This window comes from Microbacterium sp. AC215, from assembly GCF_979258645.1.
In genome coordinates, this window is the sequence record NZ_OZ409869.1 from 1,528,030 (window position 1) to 1,553,512 (window position 25,483).

Sequence of the window (25,483 nt, forward strand, 5' to 3'; positions counted from 1 at the left end):
CCGGTGACGGTCGACGGGTATCTCATCGCCTGCTTCTAGCGACGTCGACGTGGCGCCGCAGCGTCGTGCGTCAGCTGGAGCGGGATGACCACGGGTTCGCCCCGGTGCTGGACGACCCGGACGAAGAGGATGTCGACCAGCGCCAGCTGCGCGATGCGGCTCGACATCGCGGCCATGCGGAACGGCGACTCCTGCGCGTAGGTGATCAGCGAGACGTCTGCGGCGAGCGCGAGCGTCGAGTCGGGCGCGCTGGTGATGGCCACCGACAAGGCGCCCGCATCTCTGGCGATCTCGACAGCCCGGACGACCTCCTGCGTCTCGCCCCCGTGGGAGAACGCGATGACGACGTCCTCCGGGGTCCGCAGCGACGCCGTCGTGAGGGCGAGGTGCGGATCGGCGGAGTGCGCGACCGAGCACCCGATGCGCGCGAGCTTCTGCTGAAGGTCCTGAGCGGTCAACGACGATGCGGCCTGCCCGAACAGATCCACGTGGCGCGCCGCCACGACGGCCCTGGCGACGCGGTCGAGCGCGTCGGCGTCCAGTCCGAGCGCCGTCTTCTCGATCGCGTCGATCTCCTGTGCCGCGAGCTTCGCAGCGATGGCGGACGGCTCGTCATCGGGATCGATCGCCGTGGTGTCGAGGCCGAAGCGCGCCTGCTGCGCCTGGGCGAGCGTGATCGTGCGGGCGACCGCGACCCGCAGCTCCCGGTATCCGCTGAAGCCGAGCGACTGCGCGAAGCGAGCCACGGTCGACAGCGATGTGTGACAGAGCTGGGCGAGGTCGTTGATGGCGAGGTCGACGACGAGCGTGGGGTCTCCGAGGATCGTCTCCGCGACCCGTGCTTCTGCAGCACTCAGTCGGGGAACGGATCGGCGCACCAGCGCGAGAACATCGGCGTCCACGGTGTCATCCTGCCTCAGTCGGCGGCACCTGCGCTGTCGGGCGACGGATCGGCGCGGCGCGACGAGCCCCCGATCAGTCGATCTCTGGCGGCCTGGGCTCCGATCCGGCTCGCGGATCCGACCTCCACGAGCGCGAGGGGCAGAGGCTGCCGTGCCGCGAGTCCGACGTTGACCACGACCGCGTCGGGATCACGCAGAGCGGCGCGCTCGACGAGCGCACGCTGCCCGTCGTCGGTGTCTGGACGATCCAGGAGGACGACCGTCAGTCCGTCTGCGGCGATAGCCGCGTCGAGAGCCCCATCCTGCTCGTCGATCGTCGTCCGTGCGACGTCGACGCGCACGCGATGACCGTCTGCCGCCAGAGTCTCAGCCACGTACGCCGACGCGCTGTCGACCGCGAGCGTCGAACGTCGACGAGCATCGACGACGGCGAGCGCCTCGGCATCGCGCGCCACTCCTGTGATCGCGCGTCGGACGATGTCCGATCCGTCGTAGTCGACGGGAGTCGCAGTCTCGGCACGGACGCTCAGGGTCTGAGCCAGGCGGGAGACCCTCCCGGCCGCTTCGGCGAGTCGCTCGCGAGAGAGTGAGCCGTCGTCCACCGCCGCGAGGATCCCGTCGCGCGCGGCGAGGAAGTCTCGACGGTCCTGGTCGGGGAGCGTGGCCTCACCGCGGTTCGTCGGGTTGCCGATGCACAGCAGATCCGCTCCGGCCGCGAGGGCCCGCGCGGCGCCTTCGCCGATGCCGACGGTCTCGCGGATGGCCGCCATGTCGAGGGCATCCGTGATGATCACGCCGTCGAAGCCCCAGCCACGGAGCAGCCCGAGCACTCGGGGGTTCAGCGTCGCCGGCTCGGCGCCCCAGGCGGGAACGACGATGTGCGCGGTCATGACGGCGTCGACACCTGCGGCCACCGCCGCGCGGAACGGCTCGAGGTGCACGCGCTCGAACTCCTCGATCCCCAGCGAGATCTCGGGCAGTGCGTGGTGCGAGTCGGTGTGCGTGTCACCGTGCCCCGGGAAGTGCTTGACGCACGCCGCGACCGCCGTGCTCTGTAGTCCCTCCACCGCCGCCTGCACGTGTCGGGCGACGAGCTTCTGGTCGCTGCCGAAGGAACGGACGCCGATCACAGGATTCCGCGGATCGGTGTTCACATCCGCGACGGGACCGAGCACGACGTTGCCGCCGATCGCGGCCACTCGTCGAGCCAGCTCGGCACCCGATGCCCGCGTCGCCTCGACGTCGTCGACGATGCCCAGCTGAGCCGCCCCCGGAAGCGTGGAGCCGGCTGCGGACTCGAGGCGTGTGACGTTGCCGCCCTCCTCGTCGATCCCGATCAGCGCGTCCGGATTGGCCCGGAGGATCTCGTCGCTCAGAGCCGGAAGTCCCTCGCCGACGTTCTGACTGAAGTACACGACACCCGCGAGGCCGTCGCGCAGCTCGTCGAGAAGCCATTCGGGGGCCTCCGTGCCGAGGAACCCCGGCCAGAGCACCCCGTTGGCGAGGTGGACGAGGTCGTCGGTCATCCCTTCACCGCTCCCGCGACCATGCCGGCCGAGAGACGACGCTGCACGATCACGAAGAACACCATCACCGGGATCGTGATGATCGTCGACGCGGCCATGATGCTGCCCCAGTCGTTGGAGTGCAGGCCGAAGAACGACTTCAGTCCGATCGAGACCGTGTACTGGTCGGTCGCGCTGCCGAGGATCGTCATGGCGAAGATGAACTCGTTCCAGGCCGTGATGAAGCTGAAGATGCTGGTCGCGACGAGACCGGGCATCACCAGCGGCAGCAGGATCGAGCGGAACATCCGCCACCAGCTGGCGCCGTCGATGTACGCGGCCTCCTCGAGCTCGACGGGCACGGCGGCGACGAACCCGCGCAGCATCCAGATCCCGAACGCCAGCGAGAGCGCGACGTACACGACCATCAGGCCGAGGATGCTGTTGAGCAGCCCGAGGCTCTTGACCTGCAGGAAGAGCGGGATGACGAGGGCCTCGAGCGGAACCATCTGCACGACGAGGATCATCATCAGGATGGTCGTGCGGAACTTGAAGCGGAACCGGGCGACCGCGACAGCCGCGAGCAGACACACCAGGGCGCTGACCAGGACGGTGACGAGAGCCACGATCGCGGAGTTGCGGAGGTAGGTGCCGAAACCGCCGTCGGTGAGGACGAAGGCGAAGTTGTCGAACGTGAACTCCTGAGGCAGCAGCGACTGCCCTCCGCTGGACGCCTTGGCGTCGAGCGCACTGGACACCATCCAGTAGACGGGGAACAGCGTGAAGATCAGGACGGCGGCGATCGCGATGCCGGTGCCGACGCGCGACATGACAGACGGGCGGGGGTTCACAGCTCGTCCTCCTTCATGAGGGAGCGGATGTACACGATCGTGATGCCGATCAGCACGAGGGTGAGCAGCACGGCGAGCGCGGCACCGAAGCCGTAGCGGTTCTGGCCGAAGGATTCGACGTACGACCAGACGCCGAGGTTCAGCACCGACCGGTTGCCGCCGCCTCCACCGGGCATCAGGTAGACCTGCGCGAAGACCTTGAAGTCCCAGATCGTCGACAGGATGATCACGACCGAGAAGACGGGCTTGAGAGTGGGGAAGATGATCTTCCAGAACCGCATCCACGCGTTCGCGCCGTCGAGCGCGGCCGCCTCGAGCATCTCCTTCGAGACGCCGAGCAGGCCCGCGAGCACCGTGATGGCGACGAACGGGAAGCCGTGGTGCACGACGTTGAGCAGCACGATCGCGTAGAACGACCACTGATTGGTGAACCAGTTCACCGGGTCGTCCATCAGGCCGAGATCCTGCAGGACGGTGTTGAAGATGCCGCGGTCGGCATCGAAGATGAACGTCCAGACGTAGGTTCCGGTGACGGCCGGCATCGCCCAGGCCACCATGATGCAGCTCGAGACGATGGTGCGCCACACCGTGCCCAGCTTCGCGAGCAGCAGCGCCACGAGCGTGCCGACCGCGACCGTGACGAACACGGCGACGGCGGCGAAGCCGACGGTGTTCGGCAGGACGACGGTCCACAGGGTCGGGTTGGTGAGCGCCTCGACGTAGTTGTCGACGCCGATCCAGTTGTTCTCGCCGGTGTTGATCTCGCGAAGACCGTAGTCCTGCAGCGAGAAGATGACGACCTGGATGAGCGGCCAGAGCATGAGCACCGCGAGGATGACCAGCCCGGGGGCGAGAAGAAGCCAGGGGCGGGCCGTGATCAGCGAGAAACCCCGCTTGGGCGGCCGGCCGCCGGCCACGGAGGCGGAGGTGGACTCCGCCTTCGTGACCGGCAGTGGCGCTTGCACCATCGACATGAAGGGATACAGCCTTACTGGTTGAGCAGATCGGTCATCTCAGCGGCGGCGTCCTTCGTCGCCGTGGCGACGTCCTTCTGCCCGCTGAGGATCGCCTGGATCATCGAGTTGGTGGTCTTCTTCGCCTGAACGGCACCGAAGTTCGGGGTGACCGGCACGGATGCGCCGCCCTCGACCATCTGCTGCGCGAACGGAGCGACGAGCGGGTCGGTCGAGGCCAGGGCCTCCTCCATCGCGGACTGCACTCCCGGGAAGTATCCGGTCTCGTCAGCCCACTTCTCGGCGAACTCGCCCGTGGTCATCAGCTTGACGAACTCCCATGCGAGGTCGGCGTTCTCGGTCGTGTTGAAGACCGACAGGTGCGAGCCGCCGAGCACGGACGGAGCGATGCCGCCGTCCTCGCCGGGGATCACGGCGGCGCCGATCTTGCCCTCGAGCTCGGGGTTGGCCTCGATCAGAGCCTTCGGGGTCCAGGAGCCCGAGAGCATCATGGCGACGTTGCCCTGCGTGAACGAGTCACGGAGGTCCGTCTCCTTCCAGGTCGTGGCCCCGGCGGAGGAGAAGCCGTGCTCGGTCGCGAGTCCGGTGTAGAACTCGATGCCGGCCTGCGACTCCTTGCTGTCGAGTTCGCTCGTCCAGGTCTTGCCGTCGAGGGTCGCGACCTCGCCGCCGGCGCCCCAGACCCAGGGGTACACCTGGAACTCCGCGTCACCCGCGACGGGGAACGGCAGCATGTCGGGCTTGGCGGCCTTGATGGCCTCGCCAGCGGTGACGATGTCGTCCCACGTCTTCGGGGCCTCGAGACCGAGCTCCTCGAACACGTCGGTGCGGTAGACGATGGAGCGGACTCCGGCGTACCAGGGCATGCCGTACAGCTCGTCTTCGTAGGTGCCGGCGACCGCGAGGCCCTCGACGAGGTCGTCACGCAGGCCGTCTTCGGCGTCGACGTACTCGTCGAGCGGCTCGAGGGCACCCGCGTCCGCGAACTCCGCGGTCCAGGTGGTTCCGGTCTCGGCGATGTCGGGCGTGGTGCCGCCGGCGATCGACGTGACGAAGCGATCGTGAGCGTCCGCCCACTGGATCTCCTCGATCTTGACCGTGGCGCCGGTCTCGTCTTCGAAGGCGCTCGAGACCTCGTCGTAGAACGCGCTCGCGTCCGGGTTCGTGCCCTTCATGATCCAGACGGTGAGCTCCTGGCCCTCTCCGTCGACGGCTCCGCCGGTGTCGGCTCCGCCGCCGGCACAGGCCGCCAGGCCCAGGGTGGCCACGGCGCCCAGCGCCACGACCGGAAGAATGCGCTTGTGCATCAGGGATCTCCTCTTTGAACGTCCTGGCGGCATCGGGTGCCTACCACGTAGGAAAAAGTATTCATCACTAACTAATTCCCTGCAAGTTATTCTCGGAAACGTCATGCGGCCGTAACATCGAGCCTCCGCGGCAGACTCGCGGCGAGCCAGCAGCCCTCAATCCTCCCATCGCGTGAGCCGGCCACACGATGTCGAGGCGGAGTGAGCGCGTAGTCTCGGAGGATGGGCAGGACGCGAGCGAAGGACACCGAGCACCCGCAGGTCCGTCTCGACCACGGAGGCATCGCCCGCATCGTGCCGTCGGAGTTCACCAGCGGATTCGAGCTCATCGTCGACGACACCCCGCAGTCGCACGTCGACCTGGATGACCCCACGCACCTGCACTTCGAGTACATCGTGCGGATGGGCGCCGTGATCGACCAGCTCGCCGCCGGTCCCCTGACGGCGGTGCACCTCGGCGCGGGCGCACTGACGATCCCCCGCTACATCGAGGCGACCCGCCCCGGTTCCCGGCAGCAGGTGATCGAGCTCGAGGCACCGCTGGCCACCCTCGTGCGCGAGCGCCTCCCCCTGCCGCGAGGCGCGGCCATCCGACTCCGGATCGGAGATGCCCGCGAGGGCGTCCGCCGCCTCCCCCCGGCGATCGTCGGCACCTGCGATCTGGTGGTGTCCGACGTCTACTCCGGAGCCCAGACGCCGGCCCACCTCACCAGCATCGAGTTCTACCGCGAACTCGCCGAACTGCTCGCGCCCGCCGGCGTGCTGCTCGTCAACGTCGCCGACGGGCCGGGCCTCGCGTTCGCCCGGCGACAGGTCGCGACGATCGCGGAGGTTCTGCCCGAGATCGGCGTCCTCGCCGACACCCAGGTGCTGAAGGGGCGCAGGTTCGGCAACCTCGTGATCGCCGCATCGGCGGCTCCCCTGCCCACCGAATGGCTGCCCAGGATGCTCGCCGCGGGGCCACATCCCGCCAAGATCGCGCAGGGTGCCGAGGTGACCGCCTTCGTGCAGGGTGCGCGCGTGGTGACCGATGCGGATGCCGTCGCCTCCCCCCGTCCGGACGCCTCGCTGTTCCTCCGCTGAGGCCTCGATCGAGATCGGATGCGGGGCCGTGGGGCGTGCCGCCCCGACGACTGCGCCGACGCGAGGCACACTTGACGGGGGACGCTGCGGAAGGAGAGCAATGAGTTTCATCCAGGGATACGACCCGGAGAGCCTTCGCGAGCTGGTCGACCTCGGTGAATGCGCCGCACGGCTGGAGGAGATCGAGAGCCAGCGGAGCCTTCCGGCACTGCTGGAGCGGGTCTGGCTGCTGAAGGTCCTCGACCGTCTGGACGAAGCGCTCCCCCTCGCCGATGAGGCCGTGCGCCAGTCGCGCATGGCGGGCACACGCAAGGACGTCCTGCGCTCGAGGGTGCTGCACGCCACGATCCTGCAGCACCGCGGCGCCCACGCCGCCGCCGAGCAGGAGCTCGCGACGTGCGCCGCCGAGGCCGAGGGACAGCGCTGGCTGTCGATCGCCGCGTTCGCGCACCACCATCACGGCAGGAACGCCTACGAGGCCGGCGACTACGAGACCGCTCGCGAGAGCTTCAAGCAGTCCCTCTTCCTGCGCCGCGAGGCCGGGGCCGAGGACCGAGAGCTCGAGACGGTGCTGCTCGCCATCGAAGCCGCCGAGCGGCGCCGCACGACGCAGCTCGTCGCCGGCTGACGGCAGCACACGCCCGCCGGTGCCCCGCTGAGGGGCGATGTCAGCGGTATGGCTTAGCCTGATCGCATGGCGGAACTTGACCGGGTGCGCGTCTGGGGCGAGGCACTGATCACGCTGCACCTCGACGACAGCTGGTCATTCGGCTTCGACCACGCGAAGCGTCGGGCGGGGCAGTGCGACTACACGAAGAAGCGCATCACCGTGTCGCGGTATCTGGCTGCGCGGTTCGAGGACGACGAGATCCATCAGGTGCTGCTGCACGAGGTGGCGCATGCCCTCGCGGGTCATGAAGCGGCCCACGGCCCGACCTGGAAGCGCGTGGCCCGAGACCTGGGCTACGTCGGCGGAACCACCCACCATGGCGAGACGGCGGTCGAACTCGCGCCGTGGGTCGGCCAGTGCCCCGCTGGTCACGTGACCTACCGCCACCGGCGTCCGTCACGCGCCACATCGTGCGCGCGGTGCTCCCGCTCGTACGACGCGCGCTACCTGTTCGACTGGACTCGGCGCGAGATCACGGCCGACACGAGGCTCGCGGCGCAGATGTCGCGCTGATCCGCGCACGACGTCGACCCGCCCCGAGCGCCGCGAACGGCCAGAGTGCGGTCAGCGCGCGTGAGGACCTGATTCCGGATCGGCCTCGGGCGAGGGTTCCTCCTGCGCTCGATCCGTGGCTGCCGCGTCGGCGGGTGCGTCCCGGTCGACGGGAATGTCGTCATCCTCCCGCTCCTCAGGCCGCCCGCGCGCCGCACCGACGTCGCTCGCACGCCCCGCACGCCGACGCAGGAGCGCTGCCACGGCTCGCCACCCGACGAGGAAGACGCCGAGCACGAGGGTCGTGACGATGATGAACGCGATCTGCGCGGTGTCCCCCGCCATGACGCGCAGCAGCAGCCCGCCGACCACGGTGACGAGCCAGACGACGGCACCCCAGGCCAGCGACCACGGTCGACGCGGCCTCGCCGGCAGAAGTGCCGCCACGACGTGACCCAGCAGGAGGGCGACGATGAACGGCCAGGCGGTGAGCAGGAACCCGCCGGGATCTTCTCCGTGCGAGGCACGGCCGATCACGGCGAAGACGAGCACCAGGACGGCATCGACGATGAAAGCGGGGACGAACCTCATGCCATGACCCTACGTCGCGGAACACGAAACCCGTGCCGGATGCACGGCCTGTTGCCGAGCGCGTGCAGGGACGAGATCCACAGGCGCCTCACCCCCGAGCGGGGATGGCCTGCGCGCCGGGGACGACCGCAGACCGCTCAGCCGAAGGCGACGAAGAGCCCGTCACGCAGCACGGGGACGACATCCAGGGCGTCGAGCTCGGCGGCGTCCGACACCGTCGTCGGCGCAGCACCGGATGCCCGCATCCGCTCGGTCGCGGCGACCCCGTCCGCGAGCTCACGCGCCGAACCGCTCGCGCTGACCATGTGGCGCAGCGCCCTCTTCAGCGCGCGGAATCCCTCGGCGGCCACGGCCGCATCGGGCGCCGTGTGGTCTATGCCGAGTTCGGTGAGCGCGGCGATGATCGCGCCGGCTCCCAGGTGGTCTTCGACCGCGAAGCGCACGGCGCCCGCGGCGTCGGCTTCGCCCGCGGCGATCACGCTCACGGAAGTGCGTGACTGGTTGCGCTCCTGCAGCGTCGCGATCGCTCGTGCCACTGCCGCCGCGTTGCGGAGACTTCCGATCAGCACGACCGCGTCGCCGGCGCGGGCGGCGACCGCGGCGCCGTTGCGGGACCGTTCACGCGCGTCGTCGAGCGAGACCGCGGAGCCCGACGCGACAGCGTCTGCCACCGTCGACGAGAAACGGAGCACGTCGACCACCACGACGACATCGGCGGTCGCGAGGCGATCGAGCCCGTCGACGCCCCACTCGAGACGCACCTGATACGTGGACTGGTCGAACGGAGACGGCATCCGTCCAGCCTAGAACGACCGCCCGGGTGCCGATGCCCCGATGACGGATTCGGTCATCGGGGCATCCCCGGGCGTCGTCGTCAGTCGGCGGCCAGTGCCTCGACGGGCGCCACGCGGGTGGCGAGGCGGGTCGGCGTCGCGGCAGCCACCAGGGTCAGCACAGCGGTCGCCGCGACGATGATGACCACGGGCAGCCAGGGCACGTGCGGTGCGACGAGCCCGGCGGCCTCGAAGTCGGGCAGGGTCGGCACGGAGCCGAGCAGCGACTGCGCCGCGATCCATCCGTAGGCGATGCCCAGGATCAACCCGGTCAGCGTGGCGGCCACCGTGATGTGCGCCGCCTCGAGCAGCACCATGCGGCGCACCTGCCCATTGGACAGGCCGATGGACCGGAGGAGTCCGAGCTCGCGACGACGCTGCACGACGCCGATCGTCAGAAGGTTGACGAGACCGACCGCGGCGATCACCGCCGACACCGCCACGAGCACCATCATCACCGATGCGAAGGCGTCGAACGGGGTGAAGAACTCCGCGGGCGTCTCACCCTCGACCTGACCGATCAGCATCTGCTTGACCGATTCGAGCGCGACCGCGAACATCGTGACCAATGTGACCCCCATCACGACGCCGATCGCCATGCGCGACGAGCGCTCGGGATAGCGGAGGGCGTTCTCGGCCGCGAGTCGTGCCGTGGCACTCGATCCGAACATCCGCCCGACCAGACGCAGCACGGGAGGCATGAACAGCACCGATCCGAGCGCGAGTCCGGTGAAGGAGAGCAGTCCGCCGACGAAGGCGACGACCACCCCGAGCGGGTGCACGAGGCCGACGACGACCCCTGCCGCCAGCAGCACGGTGCCGGAAACCAGCAGGATCCATGCGCCGATGTGCCGCCCGGGGCGGGACAGCTCGTCGTGAGTGCGCTCGACCGACCCGCCGATCGCCTGCAGCGGCGTGACGGCGAGGACGCGTCTGGAGCCCACCCATGCCGCCGCCCAGGTCGTGAGCGCGACGCCGACGACCGGCAAGGCGATGAACGGCTGGGCGAGAGACAACCCCTGCGGCACGTTCTCGATCAGTCCGGAACCGATCTGCACGCCGACCGCGGCGATCACGAGGCCGGCGAGAAGCCCGAGTGCCGCGCCGATGACGCCCACCGCGAAGCCCTGCCGGCCGACCACGGCCCGCTGGGACCTCGCGGTCGCGCCGATGAGCCGCATCAGGGCGATCTGACGCGTGCGCCCGGCGATGATCGTCGAGAACGTGTTCGCGGTGACGATCGCGGCGACGTACATCGCGACGCCCGTGAGCAGCACCGAGAGCAGCCCCACGATGAACGCGAGCGTCTCGCTGTCGCCGATGAAGGGGTCGGCCTGCAGCACGGCTCCGAGGTAGGCCGTGGTCTCGACCAGCACCACTCCGAAAGCGGCCGAGAGCGCTGCGACCAGGATGCTGGCACCCATGCCCCGGTCGCGCAGCCAGGCGAGGCGCGGACCGGTCGCGGACGTCTGCGGTACGACGGCGAGAGTCGGAGACTCGATGACGGCGCTCATGCCGCGACCTCGGCGGCGAGCATGTAGGCCGAGATCTCCTCGGCGCTCTGGCGCGGGTGGTCGGCGACGATCCGGCCGTCTCCGAGGAACAGCACCCGGTCGGCATGGCTCGCCGCGATCGCGTCGTGGGTGACCATGGCGATGGACTGTCCATGCTCGCGGCTCGCGGTGGCCAGCAGCTGCAGCACCTCGCGCCCCGTGCGGGAATCGAGATTGCCCGTGGGCTCGTCGGCGAACACGAGATCGGGCGCCGTGGCGAGCGCACGGGCGATGGCGACGCGCTGCTGCTGACCCCCAGAGAGCTGATGCGGTCGGTGCTGCAGACGGGATCCGAGCCCGAGCGTCTGGATCAGTCCGTCGATGCGCGCCTTCTCGATCGCGCTGGGTCGCCGCCCGTCGAGCTCGAACGGCAGCATGATGTTGCCGAGGGCGGTGAGCGTCGGCACGAGGTTGAACGCCTGGAAGATGAAGCCGACCCGGCGGCGGCGCAGGATCGTGAGATCGAGGTCTCCGAGCTCCGTGATCTCGGTGTCGCCGATCCAGCTCCTCCCCTGCGTCGGGGTGTCGAGGCCGGCCATGATGTGCATGAGCGTGGACTTGCCCGAACCGGACGGTCCCATGATGGCGGTGAACTGTCCGCGGCGGATGCCGACGCTGACGTCGTCCAGCGCGTGGACGGTGCCCTCGCCGGCGCCGTAGGTCTTCTTGAGGTGCTGGACGCGGGCTGCGAGCCCGAGGTCGGTGGTCGTGATCTCCATGCCTTCGACGCTACGGACGCCGGCTGCTCCGCCGCGTCGGCCTGACGGCGCATCCGCCTACATCGCAAGGATGATCCCGCGGACAGGAATCGGGTCAGGCGAGTCCGTGCTCGAACGCGAAGACCACCAGCTGCACCCGGTCGCGGAGGGTGAGCTTCGTCAGGATGCGGCTGATGTGGGTCTTGACGGTCGCCTCGCTGAGATATTCGCGAGCGGCGATCTCGGAGTTCGAGAGCCCCCGGGCGGCGAGCGCGAAGATCTCGCGCTCACGCTCGGTCAGCGCGGAGAACTGCACCGGCACCGGCTTCGGCTCCTCGGCGAAGTGCTCGAACAGCTCGCGAGTCGCCGACGCGGCGATGACGCTCGAACCCGCGTGGACGGTGCGGATCGCGGCGAGGAGGAACTCGGGGTCGGCGTCCTTCAGGAGGAATCCGCTCGCCCCCTGACGGATCGCGCGAGCGGCGGCCTCGTCGAGGTCGAAGGTCGTCAGCATGACGATGCGCGGCGGGTCGGGCTGAGCGAGGATCTCGGCGGTCGCAGCGAGCCCGTCCATGACCGGCATCCTGATGTCCATCAGCACCACGTCCGGTCGAGTCGCGTGCACGAGAGCGACGGCTTCGCGGCCATCTCCCGCTTCTCCGACGACGTCGAGGTCGGGCTGCGAGGCGAGCAGCATGCGGACTCCGGCGCGGAACAGCGCCTGATCATCGACGAGGACGACCCTGATCATGCGACTTCTCCGATCGGGAGCGAGGCGCGGACGACGAACTGCGCTCCCTGGCGCTCCGCCTGAAGGCTACCGCCGACGAGCTGCGCCCGTTCACGCATGCCGATCACCCCGTGACCGCCGCCGATCTGCGGCTGATCCCGTCCCACGGTGTTGCGCACCTGGATGTCGACACGGTCGGGAAGCCACGCGAGGTGCACGTCGACCGCGCCGTCGCCGTGACGGATGGCGTTCGTGAGCGCCTCCTGGAGGATCCGGTACACCGCGAGTTGGATGGCTCCCGGCGGCTCCCCCGGCGGCATCGGATCGACGGTGATCCGGGGCTCGACTCCCGCCTGACGCACCTGCGCGAACAGCGACTCGAGGTCTGCGAGCGTCGGCTGGGGACCGTCCCCCTGTCGGTGGCGCAGCTGCGTGAGCAGCAGACGCACGTCGCTCAACGCGCTGCGAGCGGTCTGGGCGATGGTCCCGAGGGCCTCGGTGGCCATCTCGGGCTTCGCGGCGGCCGCATACCTGGCGCCGTCGGCCTGCGCGATCACCACGGCCAGCGAGTGCGCGACGATGTCGTGCATGTCGCGGGCGATCCGCACACGCTCCTGCTCCTCCGCCGCGAGCGACTCCGCCTTCAGCTGCGCCGAACGGGTGCTCCGTGCGCGCAGCACCACCCGCCACAGCAGACCGCAGACCCACGCGAATCCGAGCGCGAGCACCGACACGACCAGGAGCAGCGTGCCGGTCGTCAGCTGATCCCAGCCGCTGGCGCCGGAGGTGACGCCCGTGACGACGACCAGGTAGACCGCCGAGACCAGAGCACCGAGCAGCGCCGAGCCGAAGCCCCACCACAGCACCGCGCGGGACCCCCAGGCGGCGGTCGCGTAGAGCACCAGGAGGATCGCCACATCGATCGGCAGCGGACCGAATCCGGACAGCATCTGCACGATCGCGCCCGCCCAGGCCGCGGCGAGCGCGAGTCCGGGGGCGAGCCTGCCGATCGCGACTCCGCCGAACATCAGGATGCCCGCGGTGACGATCGCCGCGACCGCCGCACCGCTGATCCCCTCGCCGACCGCCCCCGGGCCGTAGAAGACGACGGAGAACGGCGTGAGGATGACGAAGAGCAGCGCCGCCCCGACGATGTCGAGCACGAGCGCCGTGCGGGAGAGCGGGCGGATCACTCCCCCACGCTACGCGGCACGGCATCCGCCTCGCATCCGCCTGCAGATGTATCCGCGGTCCGGTCAGGCGCGGGCGATGATCTCGCCGTGCGGCACGAGGTACCAGCCGTCGCCGTCGTCGGCCCAGCGCTTCCACGCGTCGCTGATCTCCTGCAGGTCGCGCCGCGTCGCCATCTCGCCGTCGACCAGCTGCCGGGCGAGCGCGGACTCGAGGATGCGATCGGCCCACATGCCGCCCCACCATGCACGGTCCTCGGGGGTCGCGTATGTCCACGTGGAGGACGTCGCCGTGATGTCGTCGAATCCGGCGGCCCGCGCCCAGGCGAGCAGTCGACGCCCCGCATCGGGCTCGCCGCCGTTCGCTCGGGCAGCGCGACGATAGAGGTCGAGCCATCGATCGAGCTCGGGCAGGATCGGGAACCAGAGGAAGCCCGCATAGTCGGCGTCGCGCACCCCCACGACACCACCCGGCGCCGTCACCCGACGCATCTCCCGGAGCGCCTGCACGGGGTCGCCGACGTGCTGCAGCACCTGGTGCGCGTGCACGACGTCGAAGCTGTCGTCGGCGAAGGTGAGTGCGTGCACGTCCTCGACCGCGAAGTCGAGGTTGTGCAGTCCCCTGCGCGATGCGAGATCGCGCGACAGCGAGAGTGCGTTCTCATCGATCTCGGTCGCCGTGACATGAGCGACGGTGCCGGCGAAGTCGATCGTGATGCTGCCTGGCCCCGCTCCGACATCGAGAAGCCGGGTGGTCTCTGTCAGGTGCGGGCGGAGGTACTCCGCCGAGTTGGAGATGTCGCGACTGCTGTGCGAGCGGAGGACGGTCTCGTGATGCCCGTGCGTGTAGGTGGCCATGGCTCAGTCTGGCAGTGCTCTTCTCGCCGCTGAAATCCGCCGTCAGTGCAGTTCGGCGACGGCCCGCCTGATCGACTCGCGGTCCGGCTTCCCTGAGGCCAGCACGGCCAGTTCGTCGACCATGATCAGCCGAGCCGGTCTCGCGTGCCTGCCGAGCTCGGCGGCGACGAGATCCCTCGCGTGCGCGAGCTGCTCGGCCTCGCTGCGCCGCAGCGCCTCGCCTCTCGGGGCGACGATGACCGAGGCCTCGCCCCATCGCTCGTCCGGCACGCCGACCACGACGGCATCGGTGAGACCCGGAACGCCGCGCACCAACCGCTCGACCCGATCGAGCGAGATGTTGATGCCGCCGGAGACGATCACGTTGTCGGCACGACCGTGCACCCGCACGACGCCGTCGTCGTAGAGCCCGAGATCGCCGGTGTGATACCAGCGGATGCCGTGCTCGTCGCGCGAGAAGTTCTTCGCCGTGAGCTCCCCGTCGCCGAGATAGCCGTCAGCGAGCATCGGACCGGCGATGCGCAGCTCTCCGTCCACCGTGCGCACGGCGACGGTGTCGAGGGGGACGCCGTCGTAGACGCATCCCCCGCTCGTCTCGGTGGAGCCATAGGTGCGGACGAGTCGGATGCCGAGATCGGCGGCGCGGTCGCGCAGCGGTTCCGGCAGCGCCTGGCCACCCACGAGGATCGCCCGGTACGCCTGAAGGGCCGCACGCACAGGTCGGTCGTCTGCCGCATCGAGCAGCGTCGACAGCTGCGCGGGGACGAGCGAGGTGTACAGCTCGGGGATGCCGGCGGAACCGCCCGGCAGCGGGCGGAGCATCGACAGCGTCGCGTCGGCGAACGAATCGGGTGAGAACCGACCGCTCAGCGCGACAGGGTGCGTGCCTGCCATCAGAGACCGAACGATGACCTGGAGTCCGGCCACGTATCCGGCAGGCAGGGCGAGCAGCCAGCGCCCGCCGCCCACTCTCGACGCCGTCGCCTCGGCACTCGCCCGCAGCGCCTCGCCGCTCAACGCGACCCGCTTGGGGACCCCGCTGGAGCCCGAGGTGGCGATCACGACGGCCGTGCCGTCCGGCACCCATTTCGGGGCGTCTCCGAGCATCCCGAATCCGAGCGCCGGCCCGCCGTCGAGCGCGCGCGCCAGAGCGGCCCGCAGTTCGGCCGGATCCTCGGCATCCGTCGGTGTCAGCGCGACCATGTGCGTCTCGATCCGCTCAGTAGTGCCAGGGGAACGAGGTCCAGTCGGCGTCCCGCTTCTCGAGGAACGAGTCGCGACCCTCGACCGCTTCATCGGTGCCGTAGGCGAGACGCGTGGCCTCGCCCGCGAACACCTGCTGCCCCACGAGCCCGTCGTCCACCGCGTTGAAGGCGAACTTCAGCATGCGGATCGCCGTGGGCGACTTGGTGAGCACGGTGCGCGCCATCTTCAGCGCCTCGCGCTCGAGGTCGGCATGGGGCACGACCCGGTTGACCGCCCCGGCCTCGTACGCCCGCTGCGCCGAGTACTCCTCGGCGAGGAAGAACACCTCGCGCGCGAACTTCTGCCCGGTCTGCCTCGCCATGTACGCCGATCCGTACCCCGCGTCGAAGCTGCCGACATCGGCGTCGGTCTGCTTGAACCGCGCCTCCTCGGCGGAGGCGATCGTGAGGTCGCACACCACGTGCAGCGAGTGCCCTCCGCCGGCCGCCCAGCCCGGCACGACGGCGATGACGACCTTCGGCATGAAGCGGATGAGGCGCTGGACCTCGAGGATGTGCAGGCGACCGGCGCGAGCCGGATCGTGCACGGTCGTCTCGTCATCGGAGTACTTGTATCCGTCGCGGCCGCGGATGCGCTGGTCGCCGCCCGAGCAGAACGCCCACCCGCCGTCCTTCGGACTCGGTCCGTTGCCGGTGAGGAGGACCGCGCCGATGCGGGGGTTCTGCCGTGCGTCGTCGAGTGCCCGGTAGAGCTCGTCGACCGTGTGCGGGCGGAAGGCGTTGCGCACCTCGGGGCGGTTGAACGCGATGCGCGCGACTCCGCCGTCCGTGCTCACGTGGGCGGTGATGTCGGTGTAGTCCTCGGCACCGGGCGCGAGCACCCATTCGTCCGGGTCGAACAGGTCTGAGACGAATGCGCTGGTCACAGCATCCAGCCTATTCCCGCCCGGGTTGCACACGGAGACGGCGTCGCCCCGAAGAGGCGACGCCGTCTGCGTGCGGTGATCAGCCGCGGCGAGCGCGAGCGGTCTTGATCCAGCCGTCGACGATGTCCCAGATCGGGAACGCGATGAGGGCGAACCCGGTGATCACGGTCAGGATGCGCATCGTCTCATCGGTCACGCCGTTGTCGGTGAAGACGAAGCGGAGGAACTCGGGGTTGAGCAGCTCGCCCTGCACCAGCAGCGTCAGCGACCAGACGGCGAACACCGCCGCGAGCACGGTGTTGACCACAGCGGCACCGATCGTCCAGCGGCGGCGAGCGTAGACCACCACCGTCAGCAGCGCCTCGGCGACGAAGAGCCCGAGGAAGAACGTGATCCCCCAGGGCCACAGACCCGGGTTCAGGATCGCGATCGGATCTCCTTCCGTCGGGAAGAAGCCGATGAATGCGTCCCAGAAGACCGCGCCCACCCCCAGCACGAGGAACACGAGCGACGCGATCGCATCCGCCCTGCCGGCTCCGTTCTGGGTCGGCTCGGGCAGCTGGTCGACGTCCCACTTCACCCCGGTGTCCGCTCCGGTGCGCTCGAGTATGAAGAAGACCAGGGTCACCCAGAAGCAGACGTGCACGATGACCGAGATGCCGACCGTGACGGCGGCGCCGATCATCGTTCCGATGGGTGCGCGCTCGATCGCCTGCGCGATCGCGACACCGCCCATCGCGCACACCGGCACGATGATGAGCAGCAGCTTGAGCAGCCGCCACCACACGAGGTAGTACCGGGGTCCGATCAGGTGCAGCGGCCGGTCGGCGTAGCCGGCGGCGAGGACGCCGGGGTCGCCCAGCTCTGTGAGGACCGCCCGTTCGGCCTCGGCCGGGTCGTCCCCCTGTTCGAGTCTCGCGTCGATCGCGTCGGCGATGGATCCTTCGAGCTCGGCGCGGACGTCGTCCTGCACCTCGGGTGTGAGGCTGCGGATCGTGGCGCTGATGTATCGCTCGGTGAGCGTGGCTGTCGAGGGCATGTCAGTTCTCCTCAGCTGTGAGGGTCGCGATCGCCGTCGTGAGCGATCGCCATTCTTCGGTCAGGGTGTCGGCGAGCCGGATGCCGGCTTCCGATGTGCGGTAGAACTTGCGGGGCCGCGCCTCGTCGGTGTTCCACTCGCTCGTCAGGTACTCCTGCTTCTCGAGACGCCGAAGCAGCGGGTACAGCGTGTTCGCATCGGTGGCGAAGCCGCGGCGCTCGAGGTCTTCGAGCAGCCCGTAGCCGTACCCCGCCGTGCGCAGCAGCTGCAGGCACGCCAGCACCACGGTGCCGCGGCGCAGTTCCTGCAGATGCGTGTCGAGGGTCTCGTTCATGTCAATCACATTACTGTGCGTCACACACCATTGTCAATCACACATTTATGTGAGGGACAAGGCGCGTACGGTGGTCGCATGGCGATCGAGATCCTCCGCATCTACGCGACCGATGACCGGTCCGTCGATGCGTGGTGGGATGCGTACGCCACCGCCGAACGCGCGGATCGCGGCGCGGATGCCGTCGTGTGGTCGCTCGAGGAGTCGCGCAGCGAGCTGCAGCAGGAGTCGGCCGTCGTCGATCGACGCGCCTATCTGCTGCGCCACGCCGACCGGATCGTCGGCTCCGCGAGCCTCGCGCTCCCCCTGAAGGACAACACCCACGTCGCCCATCTCGCGATCAGCGTGCCGCCCGAGCACCGACGGCGCGGCATCGGCTCCGAGGCCCTCGCGTTCCTCGAGGCAGAGGTCACGGCGTCCGGTCGGACGATCGCGCAGGGGGCGACGTCGTGGCGCCACGCACTCGGTTCGGAAGGTGCCGGATCGCCGGGGCGTGAGTTCGCACGCGCCCGCGGCTACAGCCTGGCCCTCGGCGACGTGCAGAGCAGGCTCGACCTCCCGGTCGACCCCGCACTGCTCGACCGGATCGAGAGCGACATCGCATCGGCGGTCGCTCCGTACGAGATCCGCAGCTGGGTCGGCCGCATCCCCGATGAGGTCGTGGAACGCTGGACGATCCTCGACGCCGCCCTCGAGACCGAAGCCCCGACCGGCGAACTCGCCATCGAACCCCAGAGACCCGATGTCGACAGCATCCGCGAGAGTGAGGAACTGCTCGACCGACAGAGGCGCGTGTCGTTCGGGGCCATCGCCCTCGCGGCCGACGGCGAGGCCGCGGCGTATTCGCAGCTCGTCGTGTCGACCGACGACGGCAACGCCTATCAGTGGGGCACGCTCGTGCGCACCGCGGACCGGGGGCACCGGCTCGGCATCGCGGTCAAGGCAGCCAATCTCCGGATGCTGCAGAGGGAGGCGCCGCAGACCCGCGCCGTCTACACCTACAACGCCGAGTCGAACGCGCACATGCTCGCCGTCAACACCGCGCTCGGGTTCCGCCCCAGCGAGCGGATGGGCGAACTGCAGAAGCGCCTGCGCTGAGGCGGACCCGTCGGCACGGCGGATCCCCGACGAGGCGTCGACAGAGCAGAATAAGCACATGCTCCCACCGCTCGCAGATCTGCTCGGCTCGGCCAGGGTCGTCTCGCTTCCGATGCACACCCGCTTCCGCGGGGTCGACAAGAGAGAGGCGCTGCTCGTCGAAGGGCCGGAGGGATGGGCGGAATTCTCTCCGTTCGTCGAGTACGACGAACTCGAGTCGGCCACCTGGCTCGCGGCGGCGATCGACTTCGCCTGGAGGACGCAGCCCGAACCTCTCCGCGAGCGCATCGGCGTGAACGCCACCATCCCGGCTGTCGAGGCGGCGCAGGTCGCCGAAGTGCTGGCCCGCTTCGCCGGCTGCCGCACCGCCAAGGTCAAGGTCGCGGAACCCGGGCAGACGCTCGCAGACGACATCGCCCGTGTGCGGGCCGTGCGCGAGGCCATGGGGCCGGAGGGTCGCATCCGCGTCGATGCCAACGGCCTGTGGAACGTCGACGAGGCCGAGCACGCCGTGCATGCGCTCAACGAGTTCGATCTCGAGTACGTCGAGCAGCCGTGCGCGACAGTGCCGGAGCTCGCCGAACTGCGCACCCGGGTGAAGTACATGGGCATTCCGGTGGCCGCCGACGAGAGCATCCGCAAGTCCTCCGACCCGCTCGCGGTCGCGCGCGAGAAGGCCGCCGACCTGCTCGTCATCAAGGCGCAGCCGCTCGGGGGCATCACGCATGCGCTGCAGATCATCACCGCCGCGGGCCTGCCCGTCGTGGTCTCCAGCGCGCTCGACACCGCGATCGGACTCTCCCAGGGTGCGGCGCTCGCCGCCGCCCTGCCGACTCTCGACTACGACTGCGGGCTCGGCACGGCATCCCTGTTCCTCGACGATGTCGCCGACCTGCGCCCGGTGGACGGCTCGATCCCGGCAGCTCGGGTCACCCCGGATCCCGACGCGTTGGCGCGGCTCGCCGCCTCGGACGACCGACGGGACTGGTGGCTCGATCGCCTCACGCGATGCTACGCCGTGCTCGACGCGCGCTGAGCGCCGCTCGTCTGCGAGGTCACTCCGCGAGCAGCAGCTGCACGAGCCGCCCGAGCTCCTCGCCGCTGGAATGCCGCAGCTGGTCGGAGTCCTGACCGGCCATCGCTCCGCGAACGGTCATGCCCTCCCAGATGATCATGAGCATGCGCGCGGCCTCTTCGGCGGGAACCTTCAGCTCGAGCGAGCTCACCGAGACGATGTCCGTGATGATCACGGCGATGCTCGACACCATCTCGCGCTCCTGCACGAGGTAGGCAGCGCCGAACTGATGGTCACGCAGAGCACGGATCCGGATCTCGCTCATCAGCATGACGCCCAGGCGGTCATCGCCGCCCGCGTCCATGATCCGCTGGACGAGCTCGACCGGGTCGCATCCCTCTGACAGACCGCCCTCGGCGGCGATCTCGTCGACGCGGTCACGCACCGCATTGACGCGCTGCTCGCCGACGCTGCCGGCGAGCACGAGGAAGAGCTCGTCCTTCGACTCGAAATTCGAATAGAACGCGCCGCGGGTGAACCCGGCGCGATCGCAGACCGCTTCGACGGAGGCGCCGTCGAGGCCAACCTCGGCGAAGACCTGCGCGGCCGCATCGAGAAGCCGGGCTCGCGTGTTCTCCCGGCTGCGGGTGGCGGGTGTCGTCATCGAATCCTCCTGCCTCCCATTCTCACACCCCGCACACAGACTCCGGGGCTCGGACCACCTTACGATACAGGTATGTATTGGATACACCTGTGTATCCAGCCCGTATTCCCTGAGGAGCCTCGTGTCCACACTCCTGTCCTCGCTCGGTCGCTGGTCCTACCGGCACCCGTGGCGCGTTCTCGTCTCCTGGCTGCTCGCCCTCGGCATCGCGGGGGCCGGCGCCCTCGTCCTCGGGGCTGGCACGGACAACTCCTTCTCGATCCCGGGCACCGAGTCCCAGGCCGGCCTCGAGCAGCTCAACCGCTCGTTCCCCGCGGTCAGCGGCACCAGCGCGCAGATCATCGTGGTCGCCGCCGACGGCGACTCGATCACGGATGACGCATATAAGACCGACATCGAGGATGCCGTCGACCAGCTCGCCGACCTCGACGACTCGGTGCTCTCGGCGACCTCCCCGTTCGACGAGATGGTCAGCGGCATGATCAACGACGACGAGACGGCCGGTATCATCCGCCTGCAGTTCGACGGCCAGGCCAGCGATGTCTCGGAGGAGACGCAGGATGACCTGCGAGCCGTCGTGGCCGAACTCGCCGACGAGCTGCCGGACGGATCACAGACCTCCCTCGGCGGAGAGCTCTTCGCCACCTCCATCCCCGGCGTCACGCTCACCGAGGCCGTGGGTCTGCTGATCGCGCTGCTGGTGCTGATCGTCACGTTCCGCTCGTTCGTCGTCGCAGGACTCCCGCTGCTCACGGCCGTGCTCGGTGTGGGCATCTCGATGGCCGGCATCTTCGCCGCCACCGCCTTCGCCACGGTCTCGTCGACCACTCCCCTCCTCGCCCTGATGCTCGGGCTCGCCGTCGGAATCGACTACGCACTGTTCATCATGGCCAGGCACCAGGATCAGGTCCGCGAGGGAGTCGACCCCGAGGAGTCGACAGCGCGGGCTGTGGGCACGGCAGGCTCGGCGGTGGTGTTCGCGGGCGTGACCGTGCTGATCGCCCTGATCGGACTCGGGTTCGCGGGCATCCCGTTCCTGACGACGATGGGCATCGCGGCCTCCGCCGCCGTCGCGGTCGCCGTCGCCATCGCCGTGACGCTCACCCCCGCTCTGCTCGGCTTCATGAAGGGCCGCGTCGCCGGTCGACCGCGCCGGGCTCCGAAGGCGAAGAAGGGCAAGGCAGCCCCCGCGCAGCGCCGTCGCTTCAGCGAGCGCTGGGTGACCGGCGTCACCCGGCGTCCGATCCTCGTGTCCCTGGCCGTCGTCCTCGGGCTCGGCATCGTCGCCGTGCCCGCCCTCAGCCTGAATCTCGCGCTGCCCAATGCGGGCGTGCTGCCGCAGGACTCCGAAGCGCGGCAGAGCTACGACCTGGTCGGCGAGCAGTTCGGTCCCGGGTTCAACGGACCGCTGATCCTGACGGGCACGATCGTCACGTCGACCGATCCGCTGACCCTGATGGAGGATCTCGGCGACGAGGTCGCCCAGATCGACGGGGTCAAGGAGGTCGCCCTCGCCACCCCGAACGAGACCGCAGACACCGGCATCGTGCAGATCATCCCCGAGACCGCACCCGATGACCCCGCGACGGCCGATCTCGTGCGAGAGCTGCGCTCGCACCACGACGAGTGGCTCGACGAGTTCGGCATCGACCTGAAGGTGACCGGGTTCACCGCGGTGGGCATCGACATCTCCGACCAGCTGGGCAACGCCCTTCTCCCGTTCGGCATCTTCGTCATCGGCCTGTCCCTGATCCTGCTCACGATCGTGTTCCGCTCACTCTGGGTGCCGGTCACGGCAGCCGCCGGCTATCTGCTCTCGATCGTCGCCGCGTTCGGCATCGTGGGAGCCGTGTTCGAGTGGGGCTGGTTCGCCGACGCCCTCCATGTCGCGAAGGTCGGTCCGATCATCAGCTTCATGCCGATCATCCTGATGGGTGTGCTGTTCGGGCTCGCGATGGATTACCAGGTGTTCCTGGTGTCTCGGATGCGCGAGGACTTCGTGCACGATCCCGACGGCAGGAGCCCCGATCGCGCGACTCGCCGAGCCGCGGCACTGCGTGCCGTGCGCAGCGGCTTCACGGGATCGGCGAAGGTCGTCACCGCTGCCGGCCTCATCATGTTCGCCGTCTTCGTGGCGTTCGTCCCCGAAGGCGACTCGTCGCTCAAGCCGATCGCGCTGGGCCTCGCGGCCGGCATCGCGATCGACGCGTTCCTGGTGAGGATGACGCTGATCCCTGCACTCATGGCCATCCTCGGGGAGCGCGCGTGGGAGATCCCGGCCTGGCTGGAGCGGGTCCTCCCGAGCGTCGACATCGAAGGAGAGGCGGTCGAACGCGAGCGTCACCTGGCGGGCTGGCCGGGCGACGACTCGATCGTCGCCGCCGACGACCTCACGATGACGGATGCCGGCATCGACGGCCTCCACCTGCGCCTCGCACCCGGGGCCTCCGCCGTGCTCACCGGATCGTCAGCCGGCGCATTGCGCGCGCTCGCTCTGACGATCGCCGGGCGGGCGACTGCGGACGACGGCCGCCTCCGGGTCGCAGGCCATCTTCTGCCCGGTCGATCCGCGTGGGTGCGGGCGCATGTCGGAGCGGTCATGGCCGTGGATGCCGCGAGCCTGTCGGCCGACCTCGCCGAGGCACTGCGCGGACGGCCGGCTCTCGTGGTGATCGACGGAGCCGACCGGCTCTCCCGCCCCGAACGCGATCAGCTCGCGGCGCGACTTCGCGACTCCCGCAGCACGACGGCGATGCTGCTCACCGCGCTCGATCCCCAGGCGGCCCTGGAGATCCTGGCCGATGCCGGCCGTTCATCGGCTGACACGATCGACATCGACGCGCCAGCCGCACAGTCGCAATCCGAGTCCCCGGTGCCCCGCATCGTCGACGGCACCACCGAATCGACCGAGGTGAACGCATGACCCTCCCCATCGAACGCGCCCGTTCGCGCAAGCCCATCACGTGGCTGACGATCCTCGGCGTCCTGCTGCTTCCCGCGGCAGTGGGCGGCATCCTGGTCGCTGCCCTGCAGAATCCCACCGAGCGTCTCGAGTCGATGACCGCGGCGATCGTCAACCTCGACGAGCCCGTCGAGATCGACGGGCAGCTCACTCCGCTCGGTCGACAGCTCGCCTCGGGGCTCGTCGAAGGATCGGACGAGCTCGATTCCAACCTCACCTGGGTGATCTCGAACGAGGACGACGCCGCCGACGGTCTCGCCGACGGCTCGTATCAGGCCGTCATCACGATCCCCGAGGAGTTCTCGGCCGCAGCGACCTCGGCGGGGCAGGCGATCTCGGACGGCGGCGGCGACGCGGAGCAGGCCACGATCCAGGTCACCACCCCGGAGGACGGGCTCGTCGCCGATGACCTGATCACGAGTCAGATCGCGAACGTGGCGGCCTCGAGCATGGGCACACTGCTGTCGGAGGCGACGACGGAGAACATCCTCGTCGGCTTCACCACGATCGGAGACCAGATCGGCGAGGCCGCGGACGGCGCCGCCGAACTCGCCACCGGCGCTCGGGATGCGGCCACGGGAGCCGCGGCGATCCCCGACGGCGCGACTCAGCTCGCCTCGGGTGCCACGGAGCTCGGAAACGGCGCATCCTCCTTGGCATCCGGGCTCGACACACTCGCGTCGAAGACCCGCGAGGCCGCGAACGGCGCGAGCCAGATCGGCACCGGGCTGACCGCAGGCGCGACGGAGCTGCAGAATCAGGCCGGTGGCGCCCAGCAGCTCGCCGCCGGGTCAGCGCAGCTGGCGACAGGCCTGCAGCAGCTCGCGGAAACCTGCGTGCCCAGCGGGTTCCCTCAGGAGTACTGCGATCAGATCGCCGCGCTCTCGGCCGGTGCCACGCAGACGGACGCCGGGGTCCAGCAGCTGGCCACGCTGCCCGCCACGCTCGCGGCCCAGCTCGGCGCGGCGGGTGCGGGGGCGACGGGTCTCGCGGACGGTCTGAACCAGTTGGCGTCGCAGGGTCTCGACGAATCGGCGAGCGGTGCACGAGCACTGGCGACGGGCGCATCCCAGCTGTCGGACGGAGCGACCGAGCTCGCGACCGGTGCCGACGAGCTCGCGACCGGCCTCGACACCCTCGCCACGGGAACCGGCGATCTCGCGAGCGGCCTGCGCACCGCATCCGATTCGCTCCCCTCGTTCAGCGACTCCGAGTCGACCTCGCTCGCGTCGGTGATCGCCGATCCGGTGGCGTCCAAGGGCGCCGACGGCGCCACGATCTTCGGCCCGACCGCGATTCCGCTGCTCGCCGCCGTGGTGCTGTGGTTCGGTTCGCTCGCCTCGTTCCTGGTCATGCGGGCCTACACGGCGCGCACCCTGACCTCCCGGCGCTCGTCGGCCGGACTCGCCCTGCGCGCCTTCGCCCCGGCTGCCGCCATCGGTGCAGCCCAGGGTCTGCTGGTGTCGCTCATCGTGCAGATCGTCGCCGGATACGACGCTGCGGCCTGGTGGGCCTTCGCAGGAATCGCCGTGCTCGCCGGGGTCGCCTTCGCGGCCGTGAACCAGGCACTCGTCGCGGTCTTCGGCGGCGTCGGCCGCTGGGTCAGCGCGCTCGTCGGCGTGCTCGCGATCGCGACCGGTCTGATCTCGACCGTGCCCGGATGGCTGGCGGATCTCGGCGCATCGCTGCCGACCTCCCCCGCGTTCGCCGGGCTGATCACCGCGAACGGAGGCGCAGCCGCAGGCCTCATCGTCTGGGGCGTGCTGTCGCTCGTCGCGACCACCGTCGCGGTGGCGCTGCGGCGCACCACCTCCGTGAAGGCGGCCCTCGCGACGGCGTGAACCACCTCGCCGAGCACCGCTTCGGACCACGACGCAGGACGCGCCGCGCATCGATCACGATGCGCGGCGCGTCCTGTATCCGCTCCGAATCCGTGCCCGCTCGCGATCGAACGGTATTCGGACGTGTGCCCGCGCACGTACGATCAGAGGATGCGTCGCCCC

The 25,483-nt window shown here is 69.6% G+C and carries 24 protein-coding genes; 7 read left to right on the forward strand and 17 right to left on the reverse strand.

Annotation, left to right across the window (positions count from 1 at the left end; translation table 11 throughout):
• Positions 1-35: 35 nt before the first annotated feature.
• From ACZZZF_RS07585 to ACZZZF_RS07605, 5 genes are read right to left on the reverse strand one after another with little or no spacing between them, the layout of a single operon-like run.
• A complete protein-coding gene (locus tag ACZZZF_RS07585) occupies positions 36-902 on the reverse strand; it encodes a MurR/RpiR family transcriptional regulator (protein WP_056277179.1) in 867 nt (288 codons plus the stop codon).
• Positions 903-916: 14 nt separating this feature from the next.
• A complete protein-coding gene (locus tag ACZZZF_RS07590) occupies positions 917-2,428 on the reverse strand; it encodes a glycoside hydrolase family 3 N-terminal domain-containing protein (RefSeq protein ID WP_463497817.1) in 1,512 nt (503 codons plus the stop codon).
• Positions 2,425-3,258 carry a carbohydrate ABC transporter permease gene (locus ACZZZF_RS07595; protein ID WP_053098893.1) on the reverse strand — a complete coding sequence of 278 codons (834 nt, stop codon included), beginning with the start codon at positions 3,256-3,258 and terminating at the stop codon, positions 2,425-2,427. Before ACZZZF_RS07595 ends, ACZZZF_RS07590 begins: the two co-directional genes overlap by 4 nt.
• Positions 3,255-4,232 (reverse strand): carbohydrate ABC transporter permease, encoded by a 978-nt coding sequence (locus ACZZZF_RS07600; RefSeq protein WP_053098892.1) that lies wholly within the window; start codon positions 4,230-4,232, stop codon positions 3,255-3,257. Before ACZZZF_RS07600 ends, ACZZZF_RS07595 begins: the two co-directional genes overlap by 4 nt.
• A 14-nt stretch (positions 4,233-4,246) precedes the next feature.
• The gene (locus tag ACZZZF_RS07605) at positions 4,247-5,539 is read right to left on the reverse strand and encodes a sugar ABC transporter substrate-binding protein (RefSeq protein WP_053098891.1); all 1,293 of its coding nucleotides are present in this window, start codon (positions 5,537-5,539) and stop codon (positions 4,247-4,249) included.
• A gap of 222 nt (positions 5,540-5,761) precedes the next feature.
• Between ACZZZF_RS07605 and ACZZZF_RS07610 the strand changes: the two genes are divergently transcribed.
• The 3 genes from ACZZZF_RS07610 to ACZZZF_RS07620 all read left to right on the forward strand — a co-directional run bounded on the left by ACZZZF_RS07610 (position 5,762) and on the right by ACZZZF_RS07620 (position 7,805).
• The gene (locus ACZZZF_RS07610) at positions 5,762-6,622 is read left to right on the forward strand and encodes a spermidine synthase (protein WP_463497819.1); all 861 of its coding nucleotides are present in this window, start codon (positions 5,762-5,764) and stop codon (positions 6,620-6,622) included.
• A gap of 100 nt (positions 6,623-6,722) precedes the next feature.
• Positions 6,723-7,250, forward strand: coding sequence for a hypothetical protein (locus ACZZZF_RS07615; protein ID WP_056277172.1), 528 nt, complete (start codon positions 6,723-6,725; stop codon positions 7,248-7,250).
• A gap of 66 nt (positions 7,251-7,316) precedes the next feature.
• On the forward strand, positions 7,317-7,805 hold the full coding sequence (locus ACZZZF_RS07620) for a SprT-like domain-containing protein (RefSeq protein ID WP_053098888.1): 489 nt from the start codon (positions 7,317-7,319) through the stop codon (positions 7,803-7,805).
• A gap of 51 nt (positions 7,806-7,856) precedes the next feature.
• Here the strand turns inward: ACZZZF_RS07620 and ACZZZF_RS07625 are convergent, their stop codons facing one another.
• The 11 genes from ACZZZF_RS07625 to ACZZZF_RS07675 form a co-directional block, all read right to left on the reverse strand.
• Positions 7,857-8,375 carry a DUF3054 domain-containing protein gene (locus ACZZZF_RS07625; RefSeq protein WP_463497821.1) on the reverse strand — a complete coding sequence of 173 codons (519 nt, stop codon included), beginning with the start codon at positions 8,373-8,375 and terminating at the stop codon, positions 7,857-7,859.
• Positions 8,376-8,512: 137 nt separating this feature from the next.
• Positions 8,513-9,169, reverse strand: a complete 657-nt coding sequence (locus tag ACZZZF_RS07630) for a 2-phosphosulfolactate phosphatase (protein ID WP_463497823.1) — start codon at positions 9,167-9,169, stop codon at positions 8,513-8,515.
• Between the two features lie 80 nt (positions 9,170-9,249).
• Positions 9,250-10,722, reverse strand: a complete 1,473-nt coding sequence (locus tag ACZZZF_RS07635) for an ABC transporter permease (protein WP_463497825.1) — start codon at positions 10,720-10,722, stop codon at positions 9,250-9,252.
• A complete protein-coding gene (locus tag ACZZZF_RS07640) occupies positions 10,719-11,480 on the reverse strand; it encodes an ABC transporter ATP-binding protein (protein WP_056277163.1) in 762 nt (253 codons plus the stop codon). The genes ACZZZF_RS07635 and ACZZZF_RS07640 overlap by 4 nt, the downstream gene beginning before the upstream one ends.
• A 94-nt stretch (positions 11,481-11,574) precedes the next feature.
• Positions 11,575-12,210: a response regulator gene (locus ACZZZF_RS07645; protein ID WP_053098884.1), complete on the reverse strand. Its 636-nt coding sequence runs from the start codon at positions 12,208-12,210 to the stop codon at positions 11,575-11,577.
• Complete coding sequence (locus ACZZZF_RS07650; RefSeq protein WP_463497827.1) at positions 12,207-13,382, reverse strand: ATP-binding protein; 1,176 nt, start codon at positions 13,380-13,382, stop codon at positions 12,207-12,209. The genes ACZZZF_RS07645 and ACZZZF_RS07650 overlap by 4 nt, the downstream gene beginning before the upstream one ends.
• A gap of 63 nt (positions 13,383-13,445) precedes the next feature.
• A complete protein-coding gene (locus tag ACZZZF_RS07655) occupies positions 13,446-14,237 on the reverse strand; it encodes a class I SAM-dependent methyltransferase (RefSeq protein ID WP_463497829.1) in 792 nt (263 codons plus the stop codon).
• Between the two features lie 42 nt (positions 14,238-14,279).
• Positions 14,280-15,440, reverse strand: coding sequence for an AMP-binding protein (locus ACZZZF_RS07660; protein WP_056277153.1), 1,161 nt, complete (start codon positions 15,438-15,440; stop codon positions 14,280-14,282).
• A gap of 16 nt (positions 15,441-15,456) precedes the next feature.
• Entirely contained in the window at positions 15,457-16,368 is a 912-nt protein-coding gene (locus ACZZZF_RS07665) for a 1,4-dihydroxy-2-naphthoyl-CoA synthase (protein WP_053098880.1), read from the reverse strand.
• 79 nt (positions 16,369-16,447) lie between these two features.
• Entirely contained in the window at positions 16,448-17,407 is a 960-nt protein-coding gene (locus tag ACZZZF_RS07670) for a permease prefix domain 1-containing protein (RefSeq protein ID WP_400340359.1), read from the reverse strand.
• A 1-nt stretch (position 17,408) separates the two neighbouring features.
• Complete coding sequence (locus ACZZZF_RS07675) at positions 17,409-17,741, reverse strand: PadR family transcriptional regulator (RefSeq protein ID WP_082586537.1); 333 nt, start codon at positions 17,739-17,741, stop codon at positions 17,409-17,411.
• 78 nt (positions 17,742-17,819) lie between these two features.
• Here ACZZZF_RS07675 and ACZZZF_RS07680 point away from each other — a divergent pair, with 78 nt between their 5' ends.
• Positions 17,820-18,839, forward strand: coding sequence for a GNAT family N-acetyltransferase (locus tag ACZZZF_RS07680; protein WP_463497831.1), 1,020 nt, complete (start codon positions 17,820-17,822; stop codon positions 18,837-18,839).
• A gap of 58 nt (positions 18,840-18,897) precedes the next feature.
• The gene (locus tag ACZZZF_RS07685) at positions 18,898-19,875 is read left to right on the forward strand and encodes an o-succinylbenzoate synthase (RefSeq protein WP_463497833.1); all 978 of its coding nucleotides are present in this window, start codon (positions 18,898-18,900) and stop codon (positions 19,873-19,875) included.
• Positions 19,876-19,894: 19 nt separating this feature from the next.
• Here ACZZZF_RS07685 and ACZZZF_RS07690 read toward each other — a convergent pair whose 3' ends face one another.
• A complete protein-coding gene (locus tag ACZZZF_RS07690; protein WP_053098875.1) occupies positions 19,895-20,518 on the reverse strand; it encodes a TetR/AcrR family transcriptional regulator in 624 nt (207 codons plus the stop codon).
• 121 nt (positions 20,519-20,639) lie between these two features.
• On the opposite strand from ACZZZF_RS07690, the gene ACZZZF_RS07695 reads away from it, so the two are divergent.
• Together ACZZZF_RS07695 and ACZZZF_RS07700 are read left to right on the forward strand one after the other, a co-directional pair.
• Positions 20,640-23,441 (forward strand): MMPL family transporter, encoded by a 2,802-nt coding sequence (locus tag ACZZZF_RS07695; protein ID WP_463497835.1) that lies wholly within the window; start codon positions 20,640-20,642, stop codon positions 23,439-23,441.
• On the forward strand, positions 23,438-25,321 hold the full coding sequence (locus ACZZZF_RS07700) for a YhgE/Pip domain-containing protein (protein WP_463497837.1): 1,884 nt from the start codon (positions 23,438-23,440) through the stop codon (positions 25,319-25,321). The genes ACZZZF_RS07695 and ACZZZF_RS07700 overlap by 4 nt, the downstream gene beginning before the upstream one ends.
• The last annotated feature ends 162 nt before the right edge of the window (positions 25,322-25,483 follow it).